General features: G+C 53.0%; 21 protein-coding genes. 9 read left to right on the top strand and 12 right to left on the bottom strand.

Annotated elements, in window-relative coordinates:
- Positions 1–66 precede the first annotated feature (66 nt).
- On the top strand, positions 67–1458 hold the full coding sequence (locus tag CNE01S_RS12020; protein ID WP_061276261.1) for a nucleobase:cation symporter-2 family protein: 1392 nt from the start codon (positions 67–69) through the stop codon (positions 1456–1458).
- A 122-nt stretch (positions 1459–1580) separates the two neighbouring features.
- Entirely contained in the window at positions 1581–3263 is a 1683-nt protein-coding gene (locus tag CNE01S_RS12015; RefSeq protein ID WP_061276259.1) for an AsmA family protein, read from the top strand.
- Positions 3264–3276: 13 nt separating this feature from the next.
- Here CNE01S_RS12015 and fabY read toward each other — a convergent pair whose 3' ends face one another.
- The 5 genes from fabY to typA all read right to left on the bottom strand — a co-directional run bounded on the left by fabY (position 3277) and on the right by typA (position 8132).
- On the bottom strand, positions 3277–4218 hold the full coding sequence (fabY, locus tag CNE01S_RS12010) for a fatty acid biosynthesis protein FabY (protein WP_061276257.1): 942 nt from the start codon (positions 4216–4218) through the stop codon (positions 3277–3279).
- Positions 4219–4255: 37 nt separating this feature from the next.
- Positions 4256–4693, bottom strand: a complete 438-nt coding sequence (dtd, locus tag CNE01S_RS12005; protein ID WP_038477220.1) for a D-aminoacyl-tRNA deacylase — start codon at positions 4691–4693, stop codon at positions 4256–4258.
- Entirely contained in the window at positions 4690–5562 is an 873-nt protein-coding gene (locus tag CNE01S_RS12000; protein ID WP_061276256.1) for a virulence factor BrkB family protein, read from the bottom strand. Before CNE01S_RS12000 ends, dtd begins: the two co-directional genes overlap by 4 nt.
- Positions 5559–6155, bottom strand: coding sequence for a glucose-1-phosphatase (gene yihX, locus CNE01S_RS11995; protein ID WP_039299067.1), 597 nt, complete (start codon positions 6153–6155; stop codon positions 5559–5561). Before yihX ends, CNE01S_RS12000 begins: the two co-directional genes overlap by 4 nt.
- 150 nt (positions 6156–6305) lie before the next feature.
- Entirely contained in the window at positions 6306–8132 is a 1827-nt protein-coding gene (gene typA, locus CNE01S_RS11990) for a ribosome-dependent GTPase TypA (protein WP_008457395.1), read from the bottom strand.
- A 376-nt stretch (positions 8133–8508) separates the two neighbouring features.
- Between typA and glnA the strand changes: the two genes are divergently transcribed.
- The 3 genes from glnA (at position 8509) to glnG (ending at position 12652) form a co-directional block, all read left to right on the top strand.
- Entirely contained in the window at positions 8509–9918 is a 1410-nt protein-coding gene (gene glnA, locus CNE01S_RS11985) for a glutamate--ammonia ligase (protein ID WP_061276254.1), read from the top strand.
- Positions 9919–10178: 260 nt separating this feature from the next.
- A complete protein-coding gene (glnL, locus tag CNE01S_RS11980) occupies positions 10179–11228 on the top strand; it encodes a nitrogen regulation protein NR(II) (RefSeq protein WP_038477234.1) in 1050 nt (349 codons plus the stop codon).
- Positions 11229–11236: 8 nt separating this feature from the next.
- Positions 11237–12652, top strand: coding sequence for a nitrogen regulation protein NR(I) (gene glnG, locus CNE01S_RS11975; protein WP_061276252.1), 1416 nt, complete (start codon positions 11237–11239; stop codon positions 12650–12652).
- Positions 12653–12698: 46 nt separating this feature from the next.
- Here glnG and hemN read toward each other — a convergent pair whose 3' ends face one another.
- Complete coding sequence (gene hemN, locus CNE01S_RS11970; protein ID WP_061276250.1) at positions 12699–14072, bottom strand: oxygen-independent coproporphyrinogen III oxidase; 1374 nt, start codon at positions 14070–14072, stop codon at positions 12699–12701.
- Positions 14073–14262: 190 nt separating this feature from the next.
- Positions 14263–14775 carry a Der GTPase-activating protein YihI gene (gene yihI, locus CNE01S_RS11965; RefSeq protein WP_061276248.1) on the bottom strand — a complete coding sequence of 171 codons (513 nt, stop codon included), beginning with the start codon at positions 14773–14775 and terminating at the stop codon, positions 14263–14265.
- A gap of 449 nt (positions 14776–15224) precedes the next feature.
- Between yihI and yihA the strand changes: the two genes are divergently transcribed.
- The gene (yihA, locus tag CNE01S_RS11960; RefSeq protein ID WP_038477245.1) at positions 15225–15860 is read left to right on the top strand and encodes a ribosome biogenesis GTP-binding protein YihA/YsxC; all 636 of its coding nucleotides are present in this window, start codon (positions 15225–15227) and stop codon (positions 15858–15860) included.
- 120 nt (positions 15861–15980) lie between these two features.
- Here yihA and spfP read toward each other — a convergent pair whose 3' ends face one another.
- Together spfP and polA are read right to left on the bottom strand one after the other, a co-directional pair.
- Entirely contained in the window at positions 15981–16028 is a 48-nt protein-coding gene (gene spfP / locus CNE01S_RS26055) for a small protein SpfP (protein ID WP_071892919.1), read from the bottom strand.
- A 164-nt stretch (positions 16029–16192) separates the two neighbouring features.
- Complete coding sequence (gene polA, locus CNE01S_RS11955) at positions 16193–18979, bottom strand: DNA polymerase I (RefSeq protein ID WP_061276245.1); 2787 nt, start codon at positions 18977–18979, stop codon at positions 16193–16195.
- A 446-nt stretch (positions 18980–19425) separates the two neighbouring features.
- Between polA and yihG the strand changes: the two genes are divergently transcribed.
- Positions 19426–20334, top strand: coding sequence for a 1-acylglycerol-3-phosphate O-acyltransferase, YihG family (yihG, locus tag CNE01S_RS11950; protein ID WP_061276243.1), 909 nt, complete (start codon positions 19426–19428; stop codon positions 20332–20334).
- A 15-nt stretch (positions 20335–20349) separates the two neighbouring features.
- Here yihG and dsbA read toward each other — a convergent pair whose 3' ends face one another.
- From dsbA to CNE01S_RS11935, 3 genes are all read right to left on the bottom strand, one after another.
- On the bottom strand, positions 20350–20973 hold the full coding sequence (dsbA, locus tag CNE01S_RS11945) for a thiol:disulfide interchange protein DsbA (protein WP_061276241.1): 624 nt from the start codon (positions 20971–20973) through the stop codon (positions 20350–20352).
- Positions 20974–21000: 27 nt separating this feature from the next.
- Positions 21001–21987 carry a serine/threonine protein kinase gene (locus tag CNE01S_RS11940; RefSeq protein ID WP_061276239.1) on the bottom strand — a complete coding sequence of 329 codons (987 nt, stop codon included), beginning with the start codon at positions 21985–21987 and terminating at the stop codon, positions 21001–21003.
- A gap of 76 nt (positions 21988–22063) precedes the next feature.
- The gene (locus tag CNE01S_RS11935; protein WP_045780867.1) at positions 22064–22333 is read right to left on the bottom strand and encodes a YihD family protein; all 270 of its coding nucleotides are present in this window, start codon (positions 22331–22333) and stop codon (positions 22064–22066) included.
- Between the two features lie 73 nt (positions 22334–22406).
- Here CNE01S_RS11935 and mobA point away from each other — a divergent pair, with 73 nt between their 5' ends.
- Together mobA and mobB are read left to right on the top strand one after the other, a co-directional pair.
- The gene (gene mobA, locus CNE01S_RS11930; protein WP_072279137.1) at positions 22407–22991 is read left to right on the top strand and encodes a molybdenum cofactor guanylyltransferase MobA; all 585 of its coding nucleotides are present in this window, start codon (positions 22407–22409) and stop codon (positions 22989–22991) included.
- Complete coding sequence (gene mobB / locus CNE01S_RS11925; protein WP_061276237.1) at positions 22973–23497, top strand: molybdopterin-guanine dinucleotide biosynthesis protein MobB; 525 nt, start codon at positions 22973–22975, stop codon at positions 23495–23497. Before mobA ends, mobB begins: the two co-directional genes overlap by 19 nt.
- Positions 23498–23597 lie beyond the last annotated feature (100 nt).

Raw genomic sequence — 23597 nt, 5'->3', positions numbered from 1 at the left:
CAATCGTTTGCTTTTGCCGTTCAGTCCGTTAAAATCAGCGCTTTTCCAGCCACGAGATAACCTCTGATGTCCGTCAATGCCGTAGAGTCAGAAAATGCGCAACCGGTTGCGCAGACTCATCCGAGCGAACTAATCTATCGCCTTGAAGATCGCCCGCCGCTTCCACAAACGCTTTTCGCCGCCTGTCAGCACCTGCTGGCTATGTTTGTGGCAGTGATTACCCCGGCATTGTTAATTTGCCAGGCGTTGGGGTTACCGGCATCGGACACTCAGCACATTATCAGCATGTCTTTGTTTGCCTCTGGCGTGGCTTCGATTATTCAAATCAAGGCCTGGGGGCCGGTAGGTTCAGGCCTGCTGTCGATTCAGGGCACCAGCTTTAACTTTGTTTCACCGCTGATTATGGGCGGCATGGCGCTGAAAAACGGCGGTGCGGACGTGCCGACGATGATGGCAGCGCTGTTCGGTACCCTGATGCTTGCCAGCTGCACGGAAATGCTGATTTCTCGCGTCCTGCACCTGGCCCGTCGCATTATTACGCCACTGGTTTCCGGCGTGGTGGTGATGATTATCGGCCTGTCGCTGATTCAGGTTGGGTTGACCTCTATCGGCGGCGGCTACGGCGCAATGGCTGACCATACTTTTGGCGCCCCGAAAAACCTGCTGCTGGCGGGCGCGGTTCTGCTGGTTATTATCCTGCTAAACCGCCAGCGTAACCCGTACCTGCGCGTAGCCTCTTTGGTTATCGCAATGGCCGTGGGCTACCTGCTGGCCTGGGCGCTGGACATGCTGCCAGCCGCGACCCAGGCAGCTAATACCGATCTGATTATGGTTCCGACGCCGCTGTATTATGGCCTTGGCATCGACTGGAGCCTGCTTATCCCGCTGATGTTGGTCTTTATGGTGACCTCGCTGGAAACCATCGGCGATATCACCGCTACCTCCGACGTGTCAGAGCAGCCGGTTTCCGGCCCGCTGTATATGAAGCGCCTGAAGGGCGGCGTGCTGGCAAACGGCCTCAACTCCTGCGTTTCTGCCGTGTTCAATACCTTCCCGAACTCCTGCTTTGGTCAGAATAACGGCGTCATTCAGTTGACCGGCGTTGCCAGTCGCTATGTCGGTTTTGTCGTCGCGCTGATGCTGATCGTGCTTGGTCTGTTCCCGGCGGTAAGCGGCTTTGTGCAGCATATCCCTGAGCCCGTTCTCGGCGGTGCAACGATTGTTATGTTCGGCACCATTGCCGCTTCCGGCGTGCGTATTGTTTCCCGCGAGCCGCTTAACCGCCGCGCGATTATGATTATCGCCCTGTCGCTCGCTGTTGGTCTTGGCGTCTCCCAGCAGCCGCTGATCCTGCAGTTCGCCCCGGACTGGCTGAAAACGCTGCTCTCTTCGGGCATTGCTGCCGGCGGGATCACGGCCATCGTGCTGAACCTGATTTTCCCTCCAGAAAAAGAATAATCCTCTCACGCGCCGGCAATGTTTTTATGCCGGCGCGAAACCTCCTTTGACAATCCCTTCCTTGAGCTATAGCGGTAAATGGGGCATAACACCCTTAGAGAAACTCAATGGAGCGGAAGGCAATGAAATTCCTCGGAAAGCTGGTTCTTATCCTGTTGGGCCTTGTCATACTGGCGCTGGTTGCCTTTTATATTCTGCTGCAAACCCGCTGGGGCGCTGGCCAAATCAGCAGTTGGGTGAATGAAAAAACCAACTACCATCTCTCTTTCAATGAGATGGAACACGACTGGTCTTCGCCCACTCACCTGATGTTTCATAACGTCACTTTTGGCCGCGCAGGCCAGCCCGCAACGCTGGTCGCGAAGAATGTGGATATTGGCCTGAGTACGCGACAGTTTTCTCAGCCTCTCTATGTCGACACTATTTTGCTCCAGCAAGGGACGTTAAATCTCAGCGCAAATGCCGTTCCACTCCCGCTAGAGGCAGATAAGCTGCAGCTGCAGGATATGGCGATTAACAGCCCGGATAGCGAGTGGAATCTCAGCGCTCAGCGCGTTGAGGGCGGTGTTTCGCCCTGGCAGCCTCAGGCCGGGAAAGTGCTGGGGAATAAAGCCACTATTGCCTTCAGCGCGGGTTCTCTCACGCTCAACGGCGTCAACGCCAACAACGTCCTGCTGCAGGGAAACCTGGATAATGAACAGGTCACGCTGACCACTATCGGGGCGGACGTTGCTCGCGGCTCGCTGACGGGCAATGCCCACCGTAATGCCGACGGCTCATGGCAGGTTGGCAGCCTGCGCCTGAACGATATTCGCCTACAAACGGCAAAATCACTCTCTGATTTTCTTGCGCCGGTGACGTCGGTTCCCTCGTTAACCATCGATCGCCTTGAAATAACCGATGCGCGGCTGGAAGGGAAAGAGTGGGCGGTGAGCGACCTCGCCCTAAGCCTGCGCAATCTGACGCTGGCTAACGGTGGCTGGCAAAGCGATGACGGCCAGCTGTCGATGAACGCCAGTGAATTCATCAACGGCTCGCTGCATTTGCAGGATCCGATCGTCAACGTCGATTTTGCTCCGGCTGCCGCTACGCTCAGGCAATTCAGTTCACGCTGGGAAGGCGGCCTGGTTCGCGCTTCCGGGCAATGGCTGCGCGACGGCAATCAAGCGGTGATGGATGAAGTGGTCGTAGGCGGGCTTGAGTACACGCTTCCATCCAACTGGAAAACTCTGTGGATGGAGAAACTGCCTGACTGGCTGAATAGCGTTACGGTGAAAAAGTTCTCCGCTAACCGTAATTTGATTATCGATATCGACCCGGCATGGCCGTTCCAGTTCACCGGGCTGGATGGCACCGCAACGAATATCCAGCTGGCACGGGACCATCAGTGGGGAATTTGGTCCGGCAATGCCTCGTTTAATGCCGCAGCGGCCACCTTTAATCGCGTTGATGTACGGCGACCGTCGCTGTCGCTAACGGCGAATCAGAGCCAGGTGGCGATAACCGAGCTGAGCGCCTTCGCGGGTGAAGGCTTACTGGAAGCCACGGCAAACGTGAGCCAGACGCCACAGCGAGCGGTGAGCGTTAGCCTGAAGGGCCAGAGCGTGCCGGTGAATGTGTTACACGCCTGGGGATGGCCTGCTCTGCCGCTGGAGGGGAATGGAAATCTGCAGCTTTCAGCGACCGGCCAGATAGCCGCAGGTACTGCCCTGAAGCCCACCGTAAATGGCATCTTGCAGGCCACCAGCGCCAGCGGACAACAGGTTAAGCAGACAATGCGCAATGGCGATGTTCCCGGCGCGTAGTCTGCATCCTGACCTACTCCTCTTCGTTTCCGCCCTCTTCCAGGGGGCCAAACGGTTTGGCAGGCAGCACCAGATAGACGCCCTCAAACACCGCGCCGGGCGTATCATTGCCGTAAAGCTCAACCTCAAGCGCAACGCGAGCTTTACGGCCACGGGCAAGCCTGTCCAGATCGCCGCTCAAAGACCCTAAATCGGCGGTTGCCCCCGGTTTCCCTGTGATCGGTTTGCTATAGCGGATATGGGCATCGGCCAGAATAATCGTCCCGCCCAGATGCCGCTCACGCAGCATCAGCCAGATAAGCCCCCAGCCGGTTAAGGTGGCCAGCGAGAACAGGCTCCCCGCGAAGAGCGTATGGTGAGGATTCTGATTGCCCGTCTCCGGCATCGTGGTGATAAATTTCTGCCCGGTATACTGCTGAATACGCACGCCCATTTTCTCGCTCAGCGGAATATGTTCGTACCAGGCCTGCTGGAGCTGCCCACACCAGTCACCCCGATGAAGAATATCGTCAAGCGTAGCAACGGGTTTGATCATCAGGAAGTGGCGTACAGGCGTGGTTTGCGGGGTTGTGATTTCGCCCTGGTTAACAAAGCCCAGCTTGGAGAAAAACGCCACGGCATCTTCACGTGCGCTGCAGGTTACGCGCTTAACGCCTTCCTGCCGCGCTACGGACTCCAGCGCCATTGCCACCAGCGTACCTAAGCCTTTGTCCTGAACCGAAGGGTGTACTGCCATAAACCGGATCGCGGCTTCGTTGTCGGCATTAATATAAAGACGGCCTACGGCAACGGTATTGCCCTCTTCATCAACCACCATCTGGTGATGCGCCATTGCATCCCAGGCATCGCGTTCGGAACCTTTAGGCTGGTGCAGTGGTTTACGCAACATTTCCCAGCGAAACTGGTAATAACGATCTAGTTCTTCTTCTGTTTGTGGCACACGAAGGTGATACATAAATTGTTCTCTCGTTGCGCGAGCCGGATGGCGAGGATTATACCTGCAGCCAGAACGTCACCGGCCCGTCATTAATTAGCGAAACCTGCATATCGGCGGCAAATCGCCCGGTAGGAGCTTCTATCCCCTGCTGCTTGCAGCGCCCGACAAAATACTCATAGAGAGCTTCAGCCTGCTGTGGCGCTGCGCCACCGGAGAAGCTCGGCCGCATCCCGCGTTCAGTGTCAGCAGCCAGCGTAAACTGAGACACCACCAGCAGGCTGCCGCCGGCCTGCTGGACGTTCAGGTTCATCTTGCCCTGTTCGTCGCTGAAGATTCGATACCCCAGAACGCGCTCGCACAGGCGATTGGCTTTCTGCTCGTTATCTTCTTTTTCGACACCCAACAACACCAAAAGTCCGGGGCCAATTTCACCCGTTACCTCACCCTCCACGGTGACGCTGGCACGGGTTACGCGCTGAATTAATGCAATCATGGTTCTTCCAGTTCTTCCTGCTCTGCAGCTTGTCGCAATTTACGGTAGTCGCCCAGCGAGGCGGTGATTTCCGCCCCCAGCAACACAATACACCAGGTCCAGTAGACCCAGACAAATAATATGGGGATAACCGCCAGCACGCCGTAAATCAGCTGGTAAGAGGGGAACATGGTGATATAGAGGGCAAAGCCCTTTTTGCCCAGCTCAAACAGTAACGCGGCAACCAACGAGCCTATCATGGCGTCCTTTGCCCGCACGCTGGTCGTCGGCACTAGGCTATAGAGTAGCCAGAACGCAAGCCAGGAAAGTAGTAGAGGAAAAATGCGCAGGACTTCATCCAGCATGCTGTTAAGTTCTGACGCCCAGCGTAGAGAAAGCAGATAAGAGCTAATTGCCAGGCTCGCCCCGGCCAACAATGGGCCAAGCGTCAGGATCATCCAGTAAATGGCAAAGGAGTAGACTTTTGGCCGCACGCGTTTACTGCGCCAGATGGTATTCAGCGCGCTGTCCACCGCATACATCAGCAGCAGCGAGGTTACGATCAGCCCAATGGCCCCAACCGCCGTCATTTTATTGGAGTTCGCGACAAACTGTTCGATGTAGCGCTGAATCACGTCCCCGGTGGCCGGCATAAAATTGGCAAAGACAAAATGGCGCAGCTGAACGCTGATATCGGCAAACATCGGAAACGCGGCGAACAGCGCAAATACGACCGCCACCAGCGGCACCAGTGACAGCAAAGACACGTAGGCAAGGTTGCCGGCCAGGGTCGTCATGTTGTCCTGATCGATACGCTGCCACAGCAGTTTGCCCCAGGCCCAGAGCGGCCTGAGGCGATGCGCAGTTTTGCGGGGCACGCTTTTGCTCATCCCTGTTTAGCAAACCAGTCGGGAATAGTCTGCTTGTCGATCACCTGTATGCTCGTGATGCCTAACGCTCGTGCACCGTGAATATTATCGGCATTATCATCGAAGAATACCGCTTGATCGGCGGAGAAGCCCTCTTCTTGTAGCACTTTAAGGTAGATTTCTGCGTCCGGCTTGCGCATCCCCATTTCCTGGGAGAGGTAAATTTTATCGGCCGACTGCGCCACTTCCGGGTATTCGTCAGGCCAGAAACCGGTGTGCAAGCGGTTGGTATTGGAAAGAACCACCACGCGATGTCCCTGCTCGCGAAGCTTCTGCATGACGCCAATTGTTTCTTTGCGCAAGCCAATGAAAATAGCCTGCCAGCCCGCGGCAAACTGTTCGTAGCTCAGCGCAACGTCCATTTCATGGCATAAGCGTTCGGCAAACACTTCATCCGTTATTTGCCCACGTTCATGCTGATGGAAGGTTTCTCCCATCGCAAAACTTTTCTGCAGGTTGGCTAACGGCACCCGACTGTAATCGCTCCAGACTCCGAGCACGCGATTAAAGTCGATATCAACGATGACGTTACCTAAATCAAAGATATACAGCATGCGCACCTCCTTTCCGACATGGAGAAATAACTGTAGCGGGAAAGGCTGACTTTGACTATCAGAGGAAGGCGACGTTGAGCATTCTGAGAGATAAAATAAAAAAAGCCCCGCCTTTACAGGCAGGGCTTCAGCAGACTGCAGAAAAGAAACTTACGCTTCTTTGCTACCACGACCTGCACGTTTGCGGTCGTTTTCAGTCAGGTGGCGCTTACGAATACGCACGGACAACGGAGTTACTTCTACCAGTTCGTCGTCATCGATGAACTCCAGAGCTTGCTCCAGGGTCATTTTCTGCGCAGGAACCAGAGTGGTCGCTTCGTCAGTACCGGAAGCACGCATGTTGGTCAGCTTCTTACCGGTCAGGCAGTTTACGGTCAGGTCGTTAGAACGACTGTGAATACCGATGATCTGGCCTTCATAAACTTCAGCCCCGTGGCCCAGGAACAGCTTGCCGCGATCCTGCAGACCGAACAGCGCAAACGCAACTGCTTTACCCTGACCGTTAGAGATCAGTACGCCGTTCTGGCGCTGGCCAACTTCGCCCTGACGGATATCGTCATAGTGGCTAAAGGTGGAGTACAGCAGACCGGTACCGGAGGTCATGGTCATGAATTCGTTACGGAAGCCAATCAGACCACGGCTTGGAATCACGTAGTCAAGACGCACGCGGCCTTTGCCGTCCGGATTCATGTTTTTCAGGTCGCCTTTACGCTCGCCGAGTGCCTGCATCACGGAACCCTGATGCTGCTCTTCGATATCCAGCGTTACGTTTTCGAACGGCTCTTGTTTACGGCCGTCGATTTCGCGGAAGATAACTTTCGGACGGGATACCGCCAGCTCGAAACCTTCACGACGCATGTTTTCGATAAGAACGGAAAGGTGCAGCTCACCACGACCGGATACGCGGAATGCATCCGCATCTTCGGTTTCTTCAACGCGCAGCGCAACGTTGTGTACCAGCTCTTTGTTCAGACGATCCAGAATCTGACGAGAGGTCACGAACTTACCTTCTTTACCGCAGAACGGAGAGGTATTGACGTTGAAGAACATGGAAACGGTTGGTTCATCTACGGACAGTGCTGGCAGCGCTTCAACATTTTGCGGGTCGCAAATGGTGTCGGAGATGTTCAGCTCGCCCAGGCCGGTGATGGCGATGATATCGCCCGCTTCGGCTTCGGTAGACTCGATACGCTCCAGACCCAGGTGGGTCAGAACCTTACCAACTTTACCGTTACGGGTTTTCCCTTCGCTATCAATGATAGTGATCTGCTGGTTTGGCTTCACTTTACCGCGTTTGATGCGGCCGATGCCGATAACGCCAACGTAGTTGTTGTAGTCCAGCTGGGAAATTTGCATCTGCAGTGGACCGTCGAGGTCAACGTTCGGTGCCGGTACGCGATCGACAATGGCCTGGTACAGTGGAGTCATGTCCGCTGCCATGTCATTGTGATCCATGCCCGCGATGCCGTTCAGTGCGGATGCATAAATGATTGGGAAGTCGAGCTGCTCGTCGGTCGCATCAAGGTTAACGAACAGGTCGAAGACCTGATCCACAACCCAGTCAGGACGCGCGCCAGGGCGGTCAACTTTGTTGATAACCACGATCGGCTTCAAACCATGGGCAAACGCCTTTTTGGTTACGAAGCGCGTCTGCGGCATTGGGCCATCCATTGCGTCAACCACCAGCAGAACGGAGTCAACCATTGACATTACGCGCTCAACTTCACCACCGAAGTCGGCGTGTCCTGGGGTATCAACGATGTTGATACGGTAGTCATTCCATTTGATAGCGGTGTTTTTAGCGAGGATGGTAATCCCACGCTCTTTCTCCAGGTCATTGGAGTCCATCACGCGTTCAGTGGCTTCAGCACGTTCGTTACTGAAAGTACCAGATTGCTGCAGCAGCTTATCAACCAGGGTAGTTTTACCGTGGTCAACGTGCGCGATGATGGCGATATTACGCAGATTTTCGATCACAACTTTGCCTCAGGCATTAGAAATAGCGCGTTATTGTACACGTATTAATCGAAGGACAGAACAGGATCACAAAGAACCTTTACAAACAATGCAGAAAGTAAGGGTTTGTGATCGCTTTCACGGAGCTAAAAAGGGAGCCATAACGTAAATTGCACCAATATGGTGCTCAGGTTTCATGCTGAAGCACTATATTGGTGCAAATTATTCATCCTGGTGCAGCCCTTTTGCACTATGGTGCGCATGATAGCGCCTTTTTAGGGTGATTTAAAAGTTGGCACAGATTTCGCTTTAAACATTTTATGGCGAAAAGCCACATTAAGAAGTGTTTGATTACCTCGTTACCACGACGACTACACCAATCCGGGAGAGTTTAAGTATGTCCGCTGAACACGTTTTGACGATGCTGAATGAGCATGAAGTTAAGTTTGTTGATCTGCGCTTTACCGACACTAAAGGTAAAGAACAGCACGTCACTATCCCTGCTCATCAGGTAAATGCTGACTTCTTCGAAGAAGGCAAAATGTTTGACGGCTCCTCGATTGGTGGCTGGAAAGGTATCAACGAATCCGACATGGTGCTGATGCCAGACCCAACCACGGCGGTTATCGACCCGTTCTTCGCGGACTCTACCCTGATTATCCGCTGCGACATTCTCGAGCCAGGTACCATGCAGGGCTACGACCGTGACCCGCGTTCCATTGCAAAACGCGCTGAAGACTATCTGCGCTCTACCGGCATTGCAGATACCGTTCTGTTCGGGCCAGAGCCAGAATTCTTCCTGTTCGACGACATCCGTTTCGGCAGCTCTATCTCCGGCTCCCACGTGGCTATCGATGATATCGAAGGCGCATGGAACACCGGCACCAAATACGAAGGCGGTAACAAAGGTCACCGTCCAGCCGTGAAAGGCGGTTACTTCCCGGTTCCACCGGTCGACTCCTCTCAGGACCTGCGTTCTGCTATGTGTCTGACCATGGAGCAGATGGGCCTGGTTGTTGAAGCTCACCACCACGAAGTGGCGACCGCGGGTCAGAACGAAGTGGCTACCCGCTTCAACACCATGACCAAAAAAGCTGACGAAATTCAAATCTACAAATACGTTGTACATAACGTTGCTCACGCCTACGGTAAAACCGCGACCTTTATGCCTAAACCAATGTTTGGCGATAACGGTTCCGGTATGCACTGCCACATGTCCCTGTCCAAGAACGGCGTAAACCTGTTCTCCGGCGACAAATACGCAGGCCTGTCCGAGCAAGCGCTGTACTACATCGGTGGTGTTATCAAGCACGCTAAAGCGATCAACGCCCTGGCGAACCCAACCACTAACTCCTACAAGCGTCTGGTCCCAGGCTATGAAGCTCCAGTTATGCTGGCTTACTCTGCCCGTAACCGTTCTGCTTCTATCCGTATCCCGGTTGTTGCATCTCCGAAAGCACGTCGTATCGAAGTACGCTTCCCGGATCCAGCGGCTAACCCATACCTGTGCTTCGCAGCGCTGCTGATGGCAGGCCTGGACGGCATTAAGAACAAGATCCACCCTGGCGAAGCCATGGACAAAAACCTGTATGACCTGCCGCCTGAAGAAGCGAAAGAGATCCCACAGGTTGCAGGTTCTCTGGAAGAAGCACTGAATGCTCTGAACGAAGACCGTGAGTTCCTGACTGCAGGTGGCGTATTCACCAACGACGCTATCGATGCTTACATTGCGCTGCGTATCGAAGAAAACGACCGCGTACGCATGACTCCGCATCCGGTAGAGTTCGAGCTGTACTACAGCGTCTAATATTTAGAAATCCAACGAATTTCGCGTTGCAGCACGACGGCAACTGAGTGAATCCCTGGAAGCATAGGTAACTATGTGACCAGGGTGAGTAAGGGCAGCCAACGCAGCTGTGGCGCGAAGGGCGTTAGGAGTTTTTTGTTGCCGTGGAAACTTTGGCCCATCTCCGGATGGGCTTTTTTCTCCACCGGAATCCCCCTGTGACGCTGTTTTTTGTCACCCAAAGACTATAATGCACTAAAACGGTGCACGGAGACTGCTGTATGGCAACTGGCGCGCTGCCCGATGCTGGGCAGATTCTGAATTCTCTCATCAACAGCATCCTGCTCGTGGATGACGAGCTGGCGGTACATTACGCCAACCCTGCGGCTCAGCAACTGCTGGCGCAGAGCTCACGCAAGCTGTACGGCACGCCTCTGCCGGATCTATTGAGTTATTTCTCGTTGAACATTGGCGTCATGCAGGAAAGCCTGATGGCGGGCCAGGGGTTTACCGACAACGAGGTTACGCTGGTCATTGATGGCCGATCGCACATTCTCTCCCTGACGGCGCAAAAGCTGCCGGAAGGTTACATCCTGATGGAAATGGCGCCGATGGATAATCAGCGTCGCCTGAGCCAGGAACAGCTGCAGCATGCGCAGCAGATTGCCGCCCGAGACTTAGTCCGCGGGCTGGCGCATGAAATTAAAAACCCGCTTGGCGGGCTGCGGGGGGCGGCACAGCTGCTGAGTAAAGCGCTGCCGGATCCTTCGCTGACTGAATACACCAAAGTGATTATTGAACAGGCCGATCGCTTAAGAAATCTGGTCGACCGCCTGTTAGGCCCCCAGCAGCCGGGGATGCACGTCACCGAAAGCATTCACAAAGTTGCCGAGCGCGTTGTGACGCTGGTATCGATGGAGCTGCCGGACAACGTGACTCTCGTGCGGGATTACGATCCAAGTTTGCCGGAGTTTGCGCACGATCCGGACCAGATAGAGCAGGTTTTGCTGAATATCGTTCGTAATGCGCTGCAGGCGCTGGGTAGTGAAGGCGGTGAGATTATCTTACGCACCCGCACGGCTTTCCAGCTGACGCTTCACGGCTCGCGCTATCGTCTCGCAGCACGCATAGACGTTGAAGATAACGGCCCGGGTATTCCGGCACATTTGCAGGACACGTTGTTCTACCCGATGGTCAGCGGGCGAGAAGGTGGCACCGGGCTGGGTCTTTCCATAGCACGTAGCCTTATCGACCAGCATTCGGGGAAAATCGAATTCAACAGCTGGCCTGGTCATACCGAATTTTCGGTTTACCTGCCTATTCGGAAGTAGAGGTCTTTATGCAACGAGGGATAGTTTGGGTCGTTGACGACGATAGCTCCATCCGCTGGGTACTGGAGCGCGCGTTAACCGGAGCCGGGTTGATCTGCACCACCTTTGAAAATGGCAACGAGGTGCTGGACGCGCTGGCGACCAAAACCCCAGATGTGCTGCTGTCGGATATTCGTATGCCCGGCATGGACGGTCTTGCCCTGTTAAAACAGATTAAACAGCGCCACCCTATGCTGCCGGTCATCATAATGACCGCCCATTCGGATTTAGACGCCGCCGTTAGCGCCTATCAGCAGGGTGCTTTTGACTATCTGCCAAAACCGTTTGATATCGATGAGGCAGTGGCGCTGGTTGAACGCGCCATCAGCCATTATCAGGAGCAGCAGCAGCCTCGTAATGCACCGGATAACGGGCCAACGACCGACATCATCGGTGAAGCCCCGGCGATGCAGGACGTGTTTCGTATTATTGGCCGCCTGTCACGCTCGTCCATCAGCGTGCTGATTAACGGTGAATCAGGGACCGGCAAAGAGCTTGTAGCTCATGCCCTGCATCGCCATAGCCCGCGGGTTAAATCGCCGTTTATCGCGCTTAATATGGCGGCTATTCCCAAAGATTTGATCGAGTCAGAGCTGTTTGGCCATGAGAAAGGCGCTTTTACCGGCGCCAACCAGATTCGTCAGGGGCGTTTTGAACAGGCTGACGGCGGCACGCTGTTTCTCGATGAAATAGGCGATATGCCGCTGGACGTACAGACTCGGCTGCTCCGCGTGTTGGCCGACGGCCAGTTTTATCGCGTTGGCGGCTATGCGGCCGTTAAAGTCGATGTGCGTATTATTGCCGCAACCCACCAGAACCTCGAGCTGCGGGTTCAGGAAGGGAAGTTCCGTGAGGACTTGTTCCACCGCCTGAACGTGATCCGCGTACACCTGCCGCCTCTACGTGAACGCAGGGAAGATATTCCTCGCCTGTCACGTCACTTCCTGCAGGTGGCCGCACGCGAGCTGGGTGTTGAAGCAAAACTGCTGCATCCGGAAACGGAAAATGCCTTAACGCGCCTGGCCTGGCCCGGCAACGTGCGCCAACTGGAAAACACCTGTCGCTGGCTGACGGTGATGGCGGCTGGTCAGGAAGTGCTTATTCAGGATCTCCCGAGCGAGCTGTTTGAAACGACAGTGACTGAAAGCGGCGGGGTTACGCAGACCAACCCAGACAGCTGGGCCATGCTGCTGGCACAGTGGGCGGAACGAGCGCTACGTTCAGGGCATCAGGATCTGCTTTCTGAGGCTCAGCCGGAAATGGAACGCACGCTGCTAACCACTGCGCTGAGACATACTCAGGGGCATAAACAAGAAGCGGCTCGCCTGCTGGGCTGGGGGCGAAACACGCTGACTCGTAAGCTAAAAGAGCTGGGAATGGAATAGCGCTTTGCGAAGGGTAAAATAACGGCGGGGCTAAACCCCGCCGTTTTTATATCACGCGCGAAAACTGCTGCAGACGCGCCTTTTGCCTCAGGTAGGTATCAAAGCACATGCAAACGTTGCGAATCAGCAGACGCCCCTTGCCGGTTACCTGAATACCCTGACTGTCTATCACCACCAGCCCATCTTTCGCCAGCGGAGCCAACAGGCCCAGCTCTTCCGCAAAGTAGTCAACAAACGCCAGCGACCATGTTTGCTCAATCTCAGCGAAGTTAAGCTGGAAGTTACAGATCAGCGCCTTAATCACGTCACGGCGAATACAATCGTCACGCGTTAACGCCAGACCGCGCCACAGCGCATTACCCTGCTCGTCCACCTGCTGATAATAACGCTTCAACTCTTTCTGATTCTGCGCGTAGCAATCGCCAATCATGCTGATGGCCGACACGCCAAGCCCCAGCAGGTCGGTATCGCCCTGAGTGGTGTAGCCCTGGAAATTACGGTGCAGTTTGCCTTCACGCTGGGCGATAGCCAGTTCATCATCCGGACGGGCAAAGTGATCCATCCCGATAAACTGATAGCCTGAGCCGGTTAGCGAAGCGATAGTTTCCTGCAGGATATCCAGCTTCTGCTGGGCACTCGGTAAGTCAGCGTCTTTGATCTTGCGCTGGGCGGCAAACAGCGTCGGCAGGTGCGCATAGTTAAAAACGCTCAGACGATGCGGGCTTAGCTCGGCCACGCGCTTAAGCGTAAAGGCAAAGCTTTCCGGCGTTTGCTTTGGCAGGCCGTAAATCAGGTCGATATTGGTGGAGGTAAAACCCAGCTCCCGCGCACGTTGAATAAGCGCGAAAATAAACTCTTCGTCCTGCTCGCGGTTAACCAGACGCTGCACTTCTTTATTGAAGTCCTGAACGCCCATGCTGAGGCGGGTAAAACCTTCCAGCCGAAGATGATCGAGCACGTCCAGCTCGATTTCACGCGGGTCAACTTCAATGGACAGCTCGGCGTCATCATTGAAGCGGAAATTACCGCGCAACAGCGCCATCAGGCGACTGATTTGCGCTTTGCTCAGGTAAGTTGGCGTCCCGCCGCCCCAGTGAAGCTGACTAACGCGACGGCCGGCAAACAGCGGCGCACGATGGATGATTTCCTGTTCCAGGGCATCGAGATACTGATCGGCTTTATGCTGCTGGCGGGTCACAATCTTATTGCAGCCGCAGAAATAGCAAAGCTTGTGGCAGAACGGGATGTGCACGTAGAGCGACAGCGGGCGCTCCGGGTAACGGGCAACCGCCTGCAAAAATTCCGGCTCGCCAAAAGCTTCAGAAAACTCCAGCGCGGTCGGATAAGAGGTGTAACGCGGCCCTGAATAATTATATTTCTGGATCAGAGCCAGATCCCAGTCGATTAACTGCTCAGACATACTCACTCCTTGCGGTGTTGTCGCCGGCGCCGACGAGGCGAAGCTGGCCCGCTCGTTCCGCGAGCCATAACCCTTCGCCGCAGCAAATTCTGCAGCCGCGACAGCCGCCGTAGTTTAACGAATAACCACAGCAGATAACACACCAGCGGAATAACCATAATAAGAACAGGTAATCCCATAGGAGTAGGCGTCAGTTACCGCCCTTCAGCAGACGCATTAAATCGTCAGCTTTTTCTTCTTCCTCTTCATCGTCTTCCCAGGCGATGCCGAGTTCAGCCATCAGCGCGTCGATACGGTCGAGTTTCGCATCAACCCACGATTGCTCTTCTTTGCTCAGGGTTTCGCCTGCTTCCAGACGCTCCAACAGCCCATCCAGGCGCTCATCGTTTTCCAGCATATCCAGCTCAGCCTGTGGTGTTAGCATAGGTTTCTCGCTCTTAGGTTTGTGCTGTTTAGCGACCGGTGCCGCATCGGTTACGCCCAGTTGAATTGGTTTTTTACTGCCAATACGAGGGTCTTTCACCTGTCCCGAGGATTTACCGCCTTTTGCCTGGCTTTCGCCGTTAGCGCGGCTACCCGCTGCGTGGCCACTGTGTTTTTTCTGGCGCTTGCGCTCACGCGCTTCCTGGTCAATCTCTTCGCGCGATTTACGGCGTACTTTTGCCGGTTTTTTACCTTGTGGTGCCGAGTTTGGTTGCTTCATGATAAGTCGTCTTAAGCCATTTTATTCAGTATAGAATTGCGGCGGAATCTAGCAGAAAGCAAGCAAAGAAAAAAGGCGACAGGTTAACCCGCCGCCTTTTTCTTATTCTGGCCCCCGTAAAGGAGCAAATATTCCATGTTAGCTCGAGACAACCCTGTCCTTCCTTCGCCGACACACCCACTTTACCGCTACGCTTGTCTTTAACAAGGTAGCCACTCGTGAGCATGACTTACCTTACGATGAGCTATTAAGTTAATTATCTGAAAATAAACAACTATTTAATTTATAGTGACGAATATTCACCGGGATATCTGCCATTTGCTATAGCAAATGACTTACAAAATCGATCCACTCCACTGTAAGCCTTATGCTTCTGGCGAGAAACACGGCGTTTTCCGCTCGTTCAGGTATAATCCCCGGCAAATGCTTACCTGACGGAGACAACCGTTTTGAAAAACTGGAACTATCAACTGACTAAGTTCGTGCTTAGCGCACCGGACATTCGCCATCTGCCTTCTGATACCGGTATTGAGGTTGCTTTCGCAGGCCGCTCTAACGCGGGTAAATCCAGCTCGCTGAACACGCTGACCAATCAGAAAGGCCTGGCTCGCACCAGTAAAACCCCTGGTCGTACTCAGCTTATCAACCTGTTCGAAGTTGCCGAAGGCAAACGTCTGGTGGATTTACCTGGCTACGGCTATGCCGAAGTCCCTGAAGAGGTGAAGCACAAGTGGCAGCGTGCGCTAGGTGAATACCTGCAAAAGCGTAACAGCCTGAAAGGCCTCGTCGTGCTGATGGATATTCGCCATCCGCTGAAAGATCTCGACCAACAGATGATTCAGTGGGCCGTAGCCAGCAATATCGAAGTGATGCTGCTGCTGACCAAAGCCGATAAGCTGGCATCGGGCGCGCGTAAGGCGCAGCTGAATATGGTACGTGAAGCGGTTCTGGCATTTGGCGGGAATATCGAAGTTGAAGCGTTCTCTTCCCTGAAGAAAACCGGCGTTGATAAACTGCGTCTGAAGCTGGATAGCTGGTACAACGATCTTCCTCCTGCAGTGGAAGAAGAAGCGGCTGAAGAGTAATTATTCCCTCTCCGAATTGGAGGTTTACTCTTAGTCCACAGCGCGGCCCAGGCCGCGTTTTTCTTTTCTTTCGCGCAATAAAAAACGCCCCAGTCATTTCTGACTGGGGCGGCTAAATATTCAGCCAAATCCGATTACGTGAAGTAAAAGGTCTGAAAGATAGAACATCTTACCTCTGTACCCTACGCGAATAACTTTACTCCTTTTTAATCGCTCAAAAAAGCATTTTTTGTAGTTTTTTTTCACTTTTTGCATCACATTCTTGAATCATCATCACAAAAAGCTATGACTTATGTTGCTTAGTTACAAAAACGTGACCTGAGCATTGAGTATTAATGCGCCTCATCCCAGTTCTTACCGCTACCCACTTCCACCAGCAGCGGTACGTCGAGCTTCATGCTGCTTTCCATCAGCTCATGCACCTTTTTAGACACAGCTTCCACGTCATCTTTGTGCACTTCGAACACCAATTCATCGTGTACCTGCATGATCATTTTCACCCGCGGTTTATCCTTCTCCAGCCAGGCATCAACGGCGATCATCGCACGCTTGATGATGTCTGCGGCGGTTCCCTGCATCGGGGCGTTAATCGCGGCACGCTCCGCACCGGCACGACGAGCGCCGTTGCTGGAATTGATATCCGGCAGATAGAGGCGGCGGCCATCCAGCGTTTCTACATAACCCTGCTCTTTCGCCTGGGCACGCGTGCGCTCCATATACTCCAGCACGCCCGGATAACGCTCAAAGTAGAGATCCATATACTTCTGGGACTCTTTACGCGGGATGTTGAGCTGGCGGGAAAGGCCAAAGGCACTCATCCCGTAGATCAGACCAAAGTTAATCGCCTTCGCGCTGCGGCGCTGTTCGCCGGTAACGCTTTCCAGAGGCAGACCAAACACTTCTGCGGCTGTGGCGCGGTGGATGTCTTTTCCTTCGGCAAAGGCGCTTAACAAGCCTTTATCGCGGGAGAGATGGGCCATGATGCGCAGTTCAATCTGCGAGTAGTCCGCAGAAAGAATCACGTAATCTTCAGGCGCAATAAAGGCCTGGCGAATACGGCGACCTTCATCGTTACGAACCGGGATGTTCTGCAGGTTAGGGTCGGTAGAAGATAGACGCCCGGTGGCCGTGACCGCCTGGTGATAAGAGGTATGCACACGCCCGGTTATCGGGCTAATCATCAGCGGTAACTTGTCGGTGTAGGTGGATTTCAGCTTCGCAAGGCCACGGTATTCCAGAATCACTTTCGGCAACGGATAGTCCAGCGCCAGTTCTTCAAGTACCTCTTCAGACGTCGACGGCGCGCCGCCTGGCGTTTTCTTCAGCGGCTTAATACCCTGCTTTTCAAAAAGAATGGTTTGCAGCTGCTTCGTAGAAGAGAGATTGAATTCTTCTCCCGCGATTTCATGCGCCTTCAGTTCAAGCTCGGCCAGGCGCTTGGTTAGCTCGCCAGAATGCGCGTGCAAAATAGCCGGGTCGATTTTCACGCCGTTGCGTTCAATGCGTGAAATCACCGTTACCAGCGGCATTTCGACGTTTTTAAAGATGTTAAGTGGGCCTGCAACCTTCTCGAGCTTTGGCCACATCTTCAGATGCAGCTGCAGGGTGACGTCGGCATCTTCTGCCGCATAGCGCCCGGCAGTTTCCAGGTCGATCTGGTTGAAGGTCAGCTGTTTTTTGCCTTTGCCGGCAATCTCTTCAAACGAGATAGTTTGATGCTTCAGCCAGCGATCGGCCAGGCTGTCCATATCATGGCGGCCCGCAACGCTGTCCAGCGTGTAGGATTCCAGCATGGTGTCAAAAGCGATGCCACGCAGCTCAATGCCATAGTTTTGCATGATGCCGCGGTCGTATTTCAGGTTTTGCCCGACTTTCAGCGCTTTCTCGTCTTCCAGCAGCGGCTTAAGCAGTTCCAGAGCCCGCTCACGAGAAATCTGCTCCGGCGCATCGAGATAGTCATGGGCAACGGGGATATAACAGGCCACACCCGGTTCTGTGGCAAAGGAAAGCCCCACGAGGTTAGCGCTGACGTTATCCAGGCTGTCGGTCTCGGTATCAAACGCAAAGAGCGGCGCTTTTTTCAGCCGCTCAATCCATTCAATAAGTACGTTCTCATCAAGAATAGTGACGTAGTTGTCATAAGAGAGCTGGCTGGCCGGCGCTTCAGGTTCGGCTTCAATCTCAGCGGTTTTCTGCGGCTGAGCGGCCGGTTTAGCCCCTTTGGCCTGCATCCATTTCCCGGCTTCTACGTCCGTTATCCAGCGTTTGAATTCATACTGCTTAAAGTGTGCCAGCAGTTCCTCTGCCGCTGGCTGCTGAACTTCAAGCTGCTCACAGCCTAGTTCCAGCTCAACGTCAGTCTTAATAGTGGCGAGCTTATAGGAGAGGTAAGCCAGCTCTTTGCTTTGTTCGAGCTTAGCGGCCATGGTTTTCGCACCACGGAAGGAAAGTTCAGCAATTTTATCAGGGTTGGCGTAAAGCGTATCCAGCCCACCCAGCCCCTGAAGCAGCGCCTGCGCCGTTTTTTCACCCACGCCCGGTACGCCAGGGATATTGTCCGAAGAGTCCCCCATCAGCGCCAGGAAGTCGATAATCAGTTCCGGAGGCACGCCGTATTTTGCCTGCACCTCTTCCGGCCCAAGAATGGTGTTGGTCATGGTGTTAATCAGCGTCACGCCCGGCGTCACCAACTGCGCCATGTCTTTATCGCCGGTACTGATCAACACCGGACGACCGGCTTTTTCAGCCTCCAGCGCCAGCGTACCGATAACATCGTCGGCTTCAACGCCGGATACAGCCAGAAGCGGCAGGCCCATCGCTTTCACCATCGCGTGCAGCGGCTCAATCTGCGCTCTTAAATCGTCCGGCATCGGCGGGCGATGGGATTTATAGTGCTCAAAAAGCTCATCACGGAACGTTTTGCCTTTGGCATCAAACACCACGGCCGCGTGCGTTGGCTGATACTGCAAAATCAGGCTACGCAGCATGTTCAGCACGCCATACATCGCCCCCGTTGGCTCGCCACGGCTGTTCGTCAACGGTGGGAAGGCGTGATATGCCCGATAAAGATAGGAGGAGCCATCAACGAGGATAAGCGGGTTGTCTGCGATCTGGACCATAATGTTCCGTTCCATGCCTGTGATTAATGTATTGCTAAAGGATGCCATAGCCTGGCCAAAAACATGAACTATTGGGCGCAATATGCTGAAAAGAATTCCAGGATCGGAAGATCCTGCGCAAGATCGGTTTTGTGGATAACTTTGTGTATATTTTTTTAACTAACTAATTTCATGACATTATCTCTATCATGATGCCATTAAATGCATTTTAATTTCAGTAAGTTAAATGAATGTTAGTTTAGCCTCGATGAATTAACTAACGATCGTTTGATGTGGATATATACTCAGACGAGTAAGAAACAATGGGCCATTGTTCTACCCATAAATGCGATTCATGAAAATCCTGTTCATTTGGCGAGTCGTCATTATAGGTTTTCTGATAAAATCCGCCTCTTATTGCCGCTAATACCAGCACCCTATACACCCTAACCTGCAAAAAATTACCTATGTCGAGATTACTCGCCGCGATCACATTGGTGTTGAGTATTGCACTGACTATTCTGGTCACGATCGCCTGCTCTGTTCCTATCATTTTGGCCGGGATCGTTAAGCTAATGCTGCCTGTTCCGGCTATCTGGCGCTCGATCTCGGTATTTGCTGACTTCATGATGTACTGCTGGTGCGAAGGGTTAGCGTTGCTGCTCCGCCTCAACCCTTATTTAAAATGGGATGTCGAGGGACTAGAGGGACTGAATAAAAAGAACTGGTATTTGTTAATCTGCAACCATCAGAGCTGGGCAGACATCGTGATCCTTTGCGTGTTATTTCGCAAACATATCCCCATGAACAAATATTTTCTTAAGCAGCAGCTTGCCTGGGTTCCCTTTATGGGGCTGGCCTGCTGGGCGCTGGATATGCCGTTTATGAAACGCTACTCGCGAGCTTATTTACTGCGCCACCCGGAGCGACGCGGCAAAGATGTCGAAACCACACGTCGTTCCTGCATGAAGTTTCGCGCCCATCCCACAACGATTGTGAATTTTGTTGAGGGCTCGCGCTTCACCCCAGAGAAAAAGGGACAGACCCGTTCGCCGTTTAACTATCTGTTGCCGCCGAAAGCGGCCGGTATAGCGATGGCAATGAATGTACTGGGCAAACAGTTTGATAAGATGCTGAACGTCACGCTGTGTTACCCGGAGAATAATCGGCTGCCGTTTTACGATATGCTGTCAGGCAAAATGACAAAAATCGTTGTGCGAGTCTCTTTAGTGCCCATTACCGAAGAACTGCATGGAGATTACGTTAACGATAAAAGCTTTAAGCGCCGTTTTCAGCTCTGGCTAAATATGCTGTGGAGCGAGAAAGATAAGCAGTTGGAAACGCTACTCTCTGGGGATAAAAAAGCCGGTCAATGACCGGCTTTTTTAATCTTATTTCTTCTCAACCAGGTATTTCACCGTGTCAGCATACTGCTGCACGAAGATATCCATGCTGCTGGTATCCATTCCCTGCATGTTCAGCTGATATTTGCCATTAACATACATGGCCGGTACGCCCTGCAGCTGAAGATCGGCTGCCGCTTTCTCTTGCTGTGCAACCAGAGATTTAACCACGAAGCTGTTCCAGGCCGCATCGTACTCTTCCGGCTTCACGCCCGCATCGATGAACACCTTGCGGATATCTGCGTCGTTCTGCACGGTTTGAGTTTTCTGAACGGCTTCAAACATTGGGGACGTAATTTTATCTTCCACGCCCAGCGCCATAGCCACTGCCCATGCCTGAGTCAGATCTTTGCCCAATGGGCCCAGGAACTCAACGTGGTACTTGGTCATTTTGGTGCCTTCCGGCAGCTTTTTCTTCACGTTATCAGAAACATGAAGAACCTGTTCGAACTGGTAGCAGTGCGGGCAGTAGAATGAGAAAAACTCTAATACCTGTGGCTCGCCGGCGACCGGTTTATCCAGGGTGACGTACTGTTTACCGTCGGTAAACTGTGCTGCAGAAGCGCTAAATGCCAGGATCATGCCCGCCAGCGCCAGCCAAATCTTCTTCATAATCAACTCTCTCCTGAATTTTACTGATTAATACATTGGCGTTAATTGTAATGGTGGTTCTCGAAGAACCCGGACCTGCTCTGTAAAGGTTGCAGTCTGTCTTCTCCAGAAATCCTCCTCGCTAAACCAGGGGAAATTTCGGGGGAATGCGGGGTCATCCCAGCGTCGCATCAGCCACGCGAGATAATAGATGATGCGCATGGCACGCAACGGTTCAATCAGAGTTAGCTCGCCGGTATCAAACGACGAAAACTCTTCGTAAGCTTCAACAATGGTTTCTAACTGCATGCGCTGTTCGGCCTTATCGCCATTAAGCAACATCCAGATATCCTGTACAGCCGGACCATTACGAGCGTCATCAAGGTCAACAAACAGGGGCCCATCGCGCCAGAGGATATTGCCAGGGTGGCAATCGCCGTGCAGACGCAGCGGTTCAAAATCAGTATGCCAGGTACGTTTCACTTCCTCTATCAGCGCATCCGTTGCCGCCAGAAAATATTTCTTAAGGGTGCGGGGAATAAGCTCGCTATATTCAAATAGTTCGCGCGGCTGAAAAAGATATTCATCCAGGCCAAAGGTTGGGCGGTGTTGAAAGAGTTGCTGGCGACCCGTTTGATGAATGCGGCCAAGATAGCGGCCCACCCATTCCATTTGGTCGAGGTTATCGGTTTCATACTGTCGTCCTCCCAGGCTTGGGAACACGGCAAACATAAACCCCTGATGCTGCAGGAGTGTGTTTCCAGCAAAACGGAGGGGAGCAGCCATAGGCACTTCATCAGCCTGAAGCTCCAGCGCAAATTGATGTTCTTCTTCAATTTGCGCCGCTGACCAGCGATGTGGACGATAAAACTTCACCACAAACCGTTGGCGATCTTCATCCTGGAATTGATAAACGCGGTTTTCAAAACTGTTTAACGGCGTCAGCCCCGAATCAACCCGAATGCCCTGTTCAAAAAGAGCATCGAGGATAGTATCCGGATGTAGAGTCTGGAAATTAAAAGCGCTGTCTGTCATCCCGGCAACCGGAAGTAAATACGAATACTTCAGGATAACATTTCAAAACCGCTTAAGTGTCTCGACTTACAAGCTTTTACTCTTTAATCACACCACGTGCGCGTAACAGAGCCGTTTTAAAGTCTTCCTCATAGTCTTTTTTAAGACCCGGAATAGCGTCATCTTTTGCAGAATCACGCATTTTAAGGTGGTAGATCAGTACATCGTCAGTGAGATCGGTCAGTTCACCGCGATAGCCTGACTCAGCGGCCAGTTTCTGCAAGAATTGTATCAAGTTGAGATCTGGCTCTTTCTGCCAGGCGGGCTGAAGCAGCTCAAGAAGTTCGTTCAGGCGCTTACATTTCATGTTGGTGTTCCTTATCACATGTGAAAAGCAACACGTTAGCAGGCTCAAACCCACATTAAAAGAGGCGATATTCGTGCAGCGATTAACAAAGGTCACCGGCGTTGTGTTAGCCGGTGGCAGGGGAAGCAGAATGGGCGGCAATGATAAGGGATTAGCCCCGCTTAACGGCCAGCCACTTTTCCAGCATGTCCTCATGGTATTAAAACCACAGGTAGGTGATGTGGTTATCAGCGCCAACAGGAATCTCGAGATTTACCGGAAAAGTGGAGCTCAGGTTATCCAGGACGCTATTGCTGACTATCAAGGACCGCTGGCCGGTATGTTAGCCGTTATGGAGCAAACAGAAAGCGAGTGGCTGCTATTTTGCCCTTGCGATACTCCCAATATTCCCGCCGATCTTGCCTGCAAACTTTGGCAAGCGCGTGGTAACGCGTTGGCAATCTGGGCCAATGATGGGCAACGAGATCACCCCGGCGTAGCAATGCTTCATCATTCGCTTTGTTTGCCATTGAGAGAATATCTGCTCGCTGGCGAAAGGCGAGTGATGCAGTTTTTACTTAGCGTTGGCGGGCATTCAGTCTCTTTCGATGGCCAGGCCACATGTTTTACCAATATAAACACTCTCGATGAGCTTTCACGATGGCAGAAAAACGAATAGCCCCCCCTCTGCTGGCAATAGCGGCCTGGAGCGGGACAGGAAAAACCACATTGCTAAAGCAGCTAATCCCATCGTTACTCTCTAAAGGCATCAGGCCAGGGCTCATCAAACATACGCATCATGATATGGATGTGGATAAACCGGGTAAGGATAGCTATGAGCTACGCAAAGCTGGCGCAGCGCAAACCATCGTTGCCAGCCAGAAGCGCTGGGCGTTAATGACGGAAACACCCGAAGTGCCGGACCTGGATCTGCATTACCTTGCCTCAAGGATGGACAGCAGCAGATTGGATCTTATTCTTGTCGAGGGTTTTAAACACGAGCCGGTGGCGAAAATCCTGCTATTCAGGCAGGAAACGGGTCATAAAGCGGAAGAATTAGAGATCGATCCCTGTGTCATCGCTGTAGCCAGTAACGTACCTTTGGCCATTTCCGTACCTGTATTGGATATTAATAATGCAGAAGGGGTGGCTGATTTCATCTATGAGTGGGCAAAACAGCAATAACGGGCTGAAAAGATGCCGCTTGCGGCGTTTTAAAATCTGTAAAAAGCAAAAAACCCCGGCCGTCAGGCTGAGGTTTTCTGTTTTATTTGATGCCTGGCAG

It is taken from the genome of Cedecea neteri NBRC 105707 = ATCC 33855 (assembly GCF_001571265.1).
GTDB lineage: Bacteria > Pseudomonadota > Gammaproteobacteria > Enterobacterales > Enterobacteriaceae > Cedecea > Cedecea neteri.
This window is presented reverse-complemented; position numbering and strand designations above follow the sequence as displayed.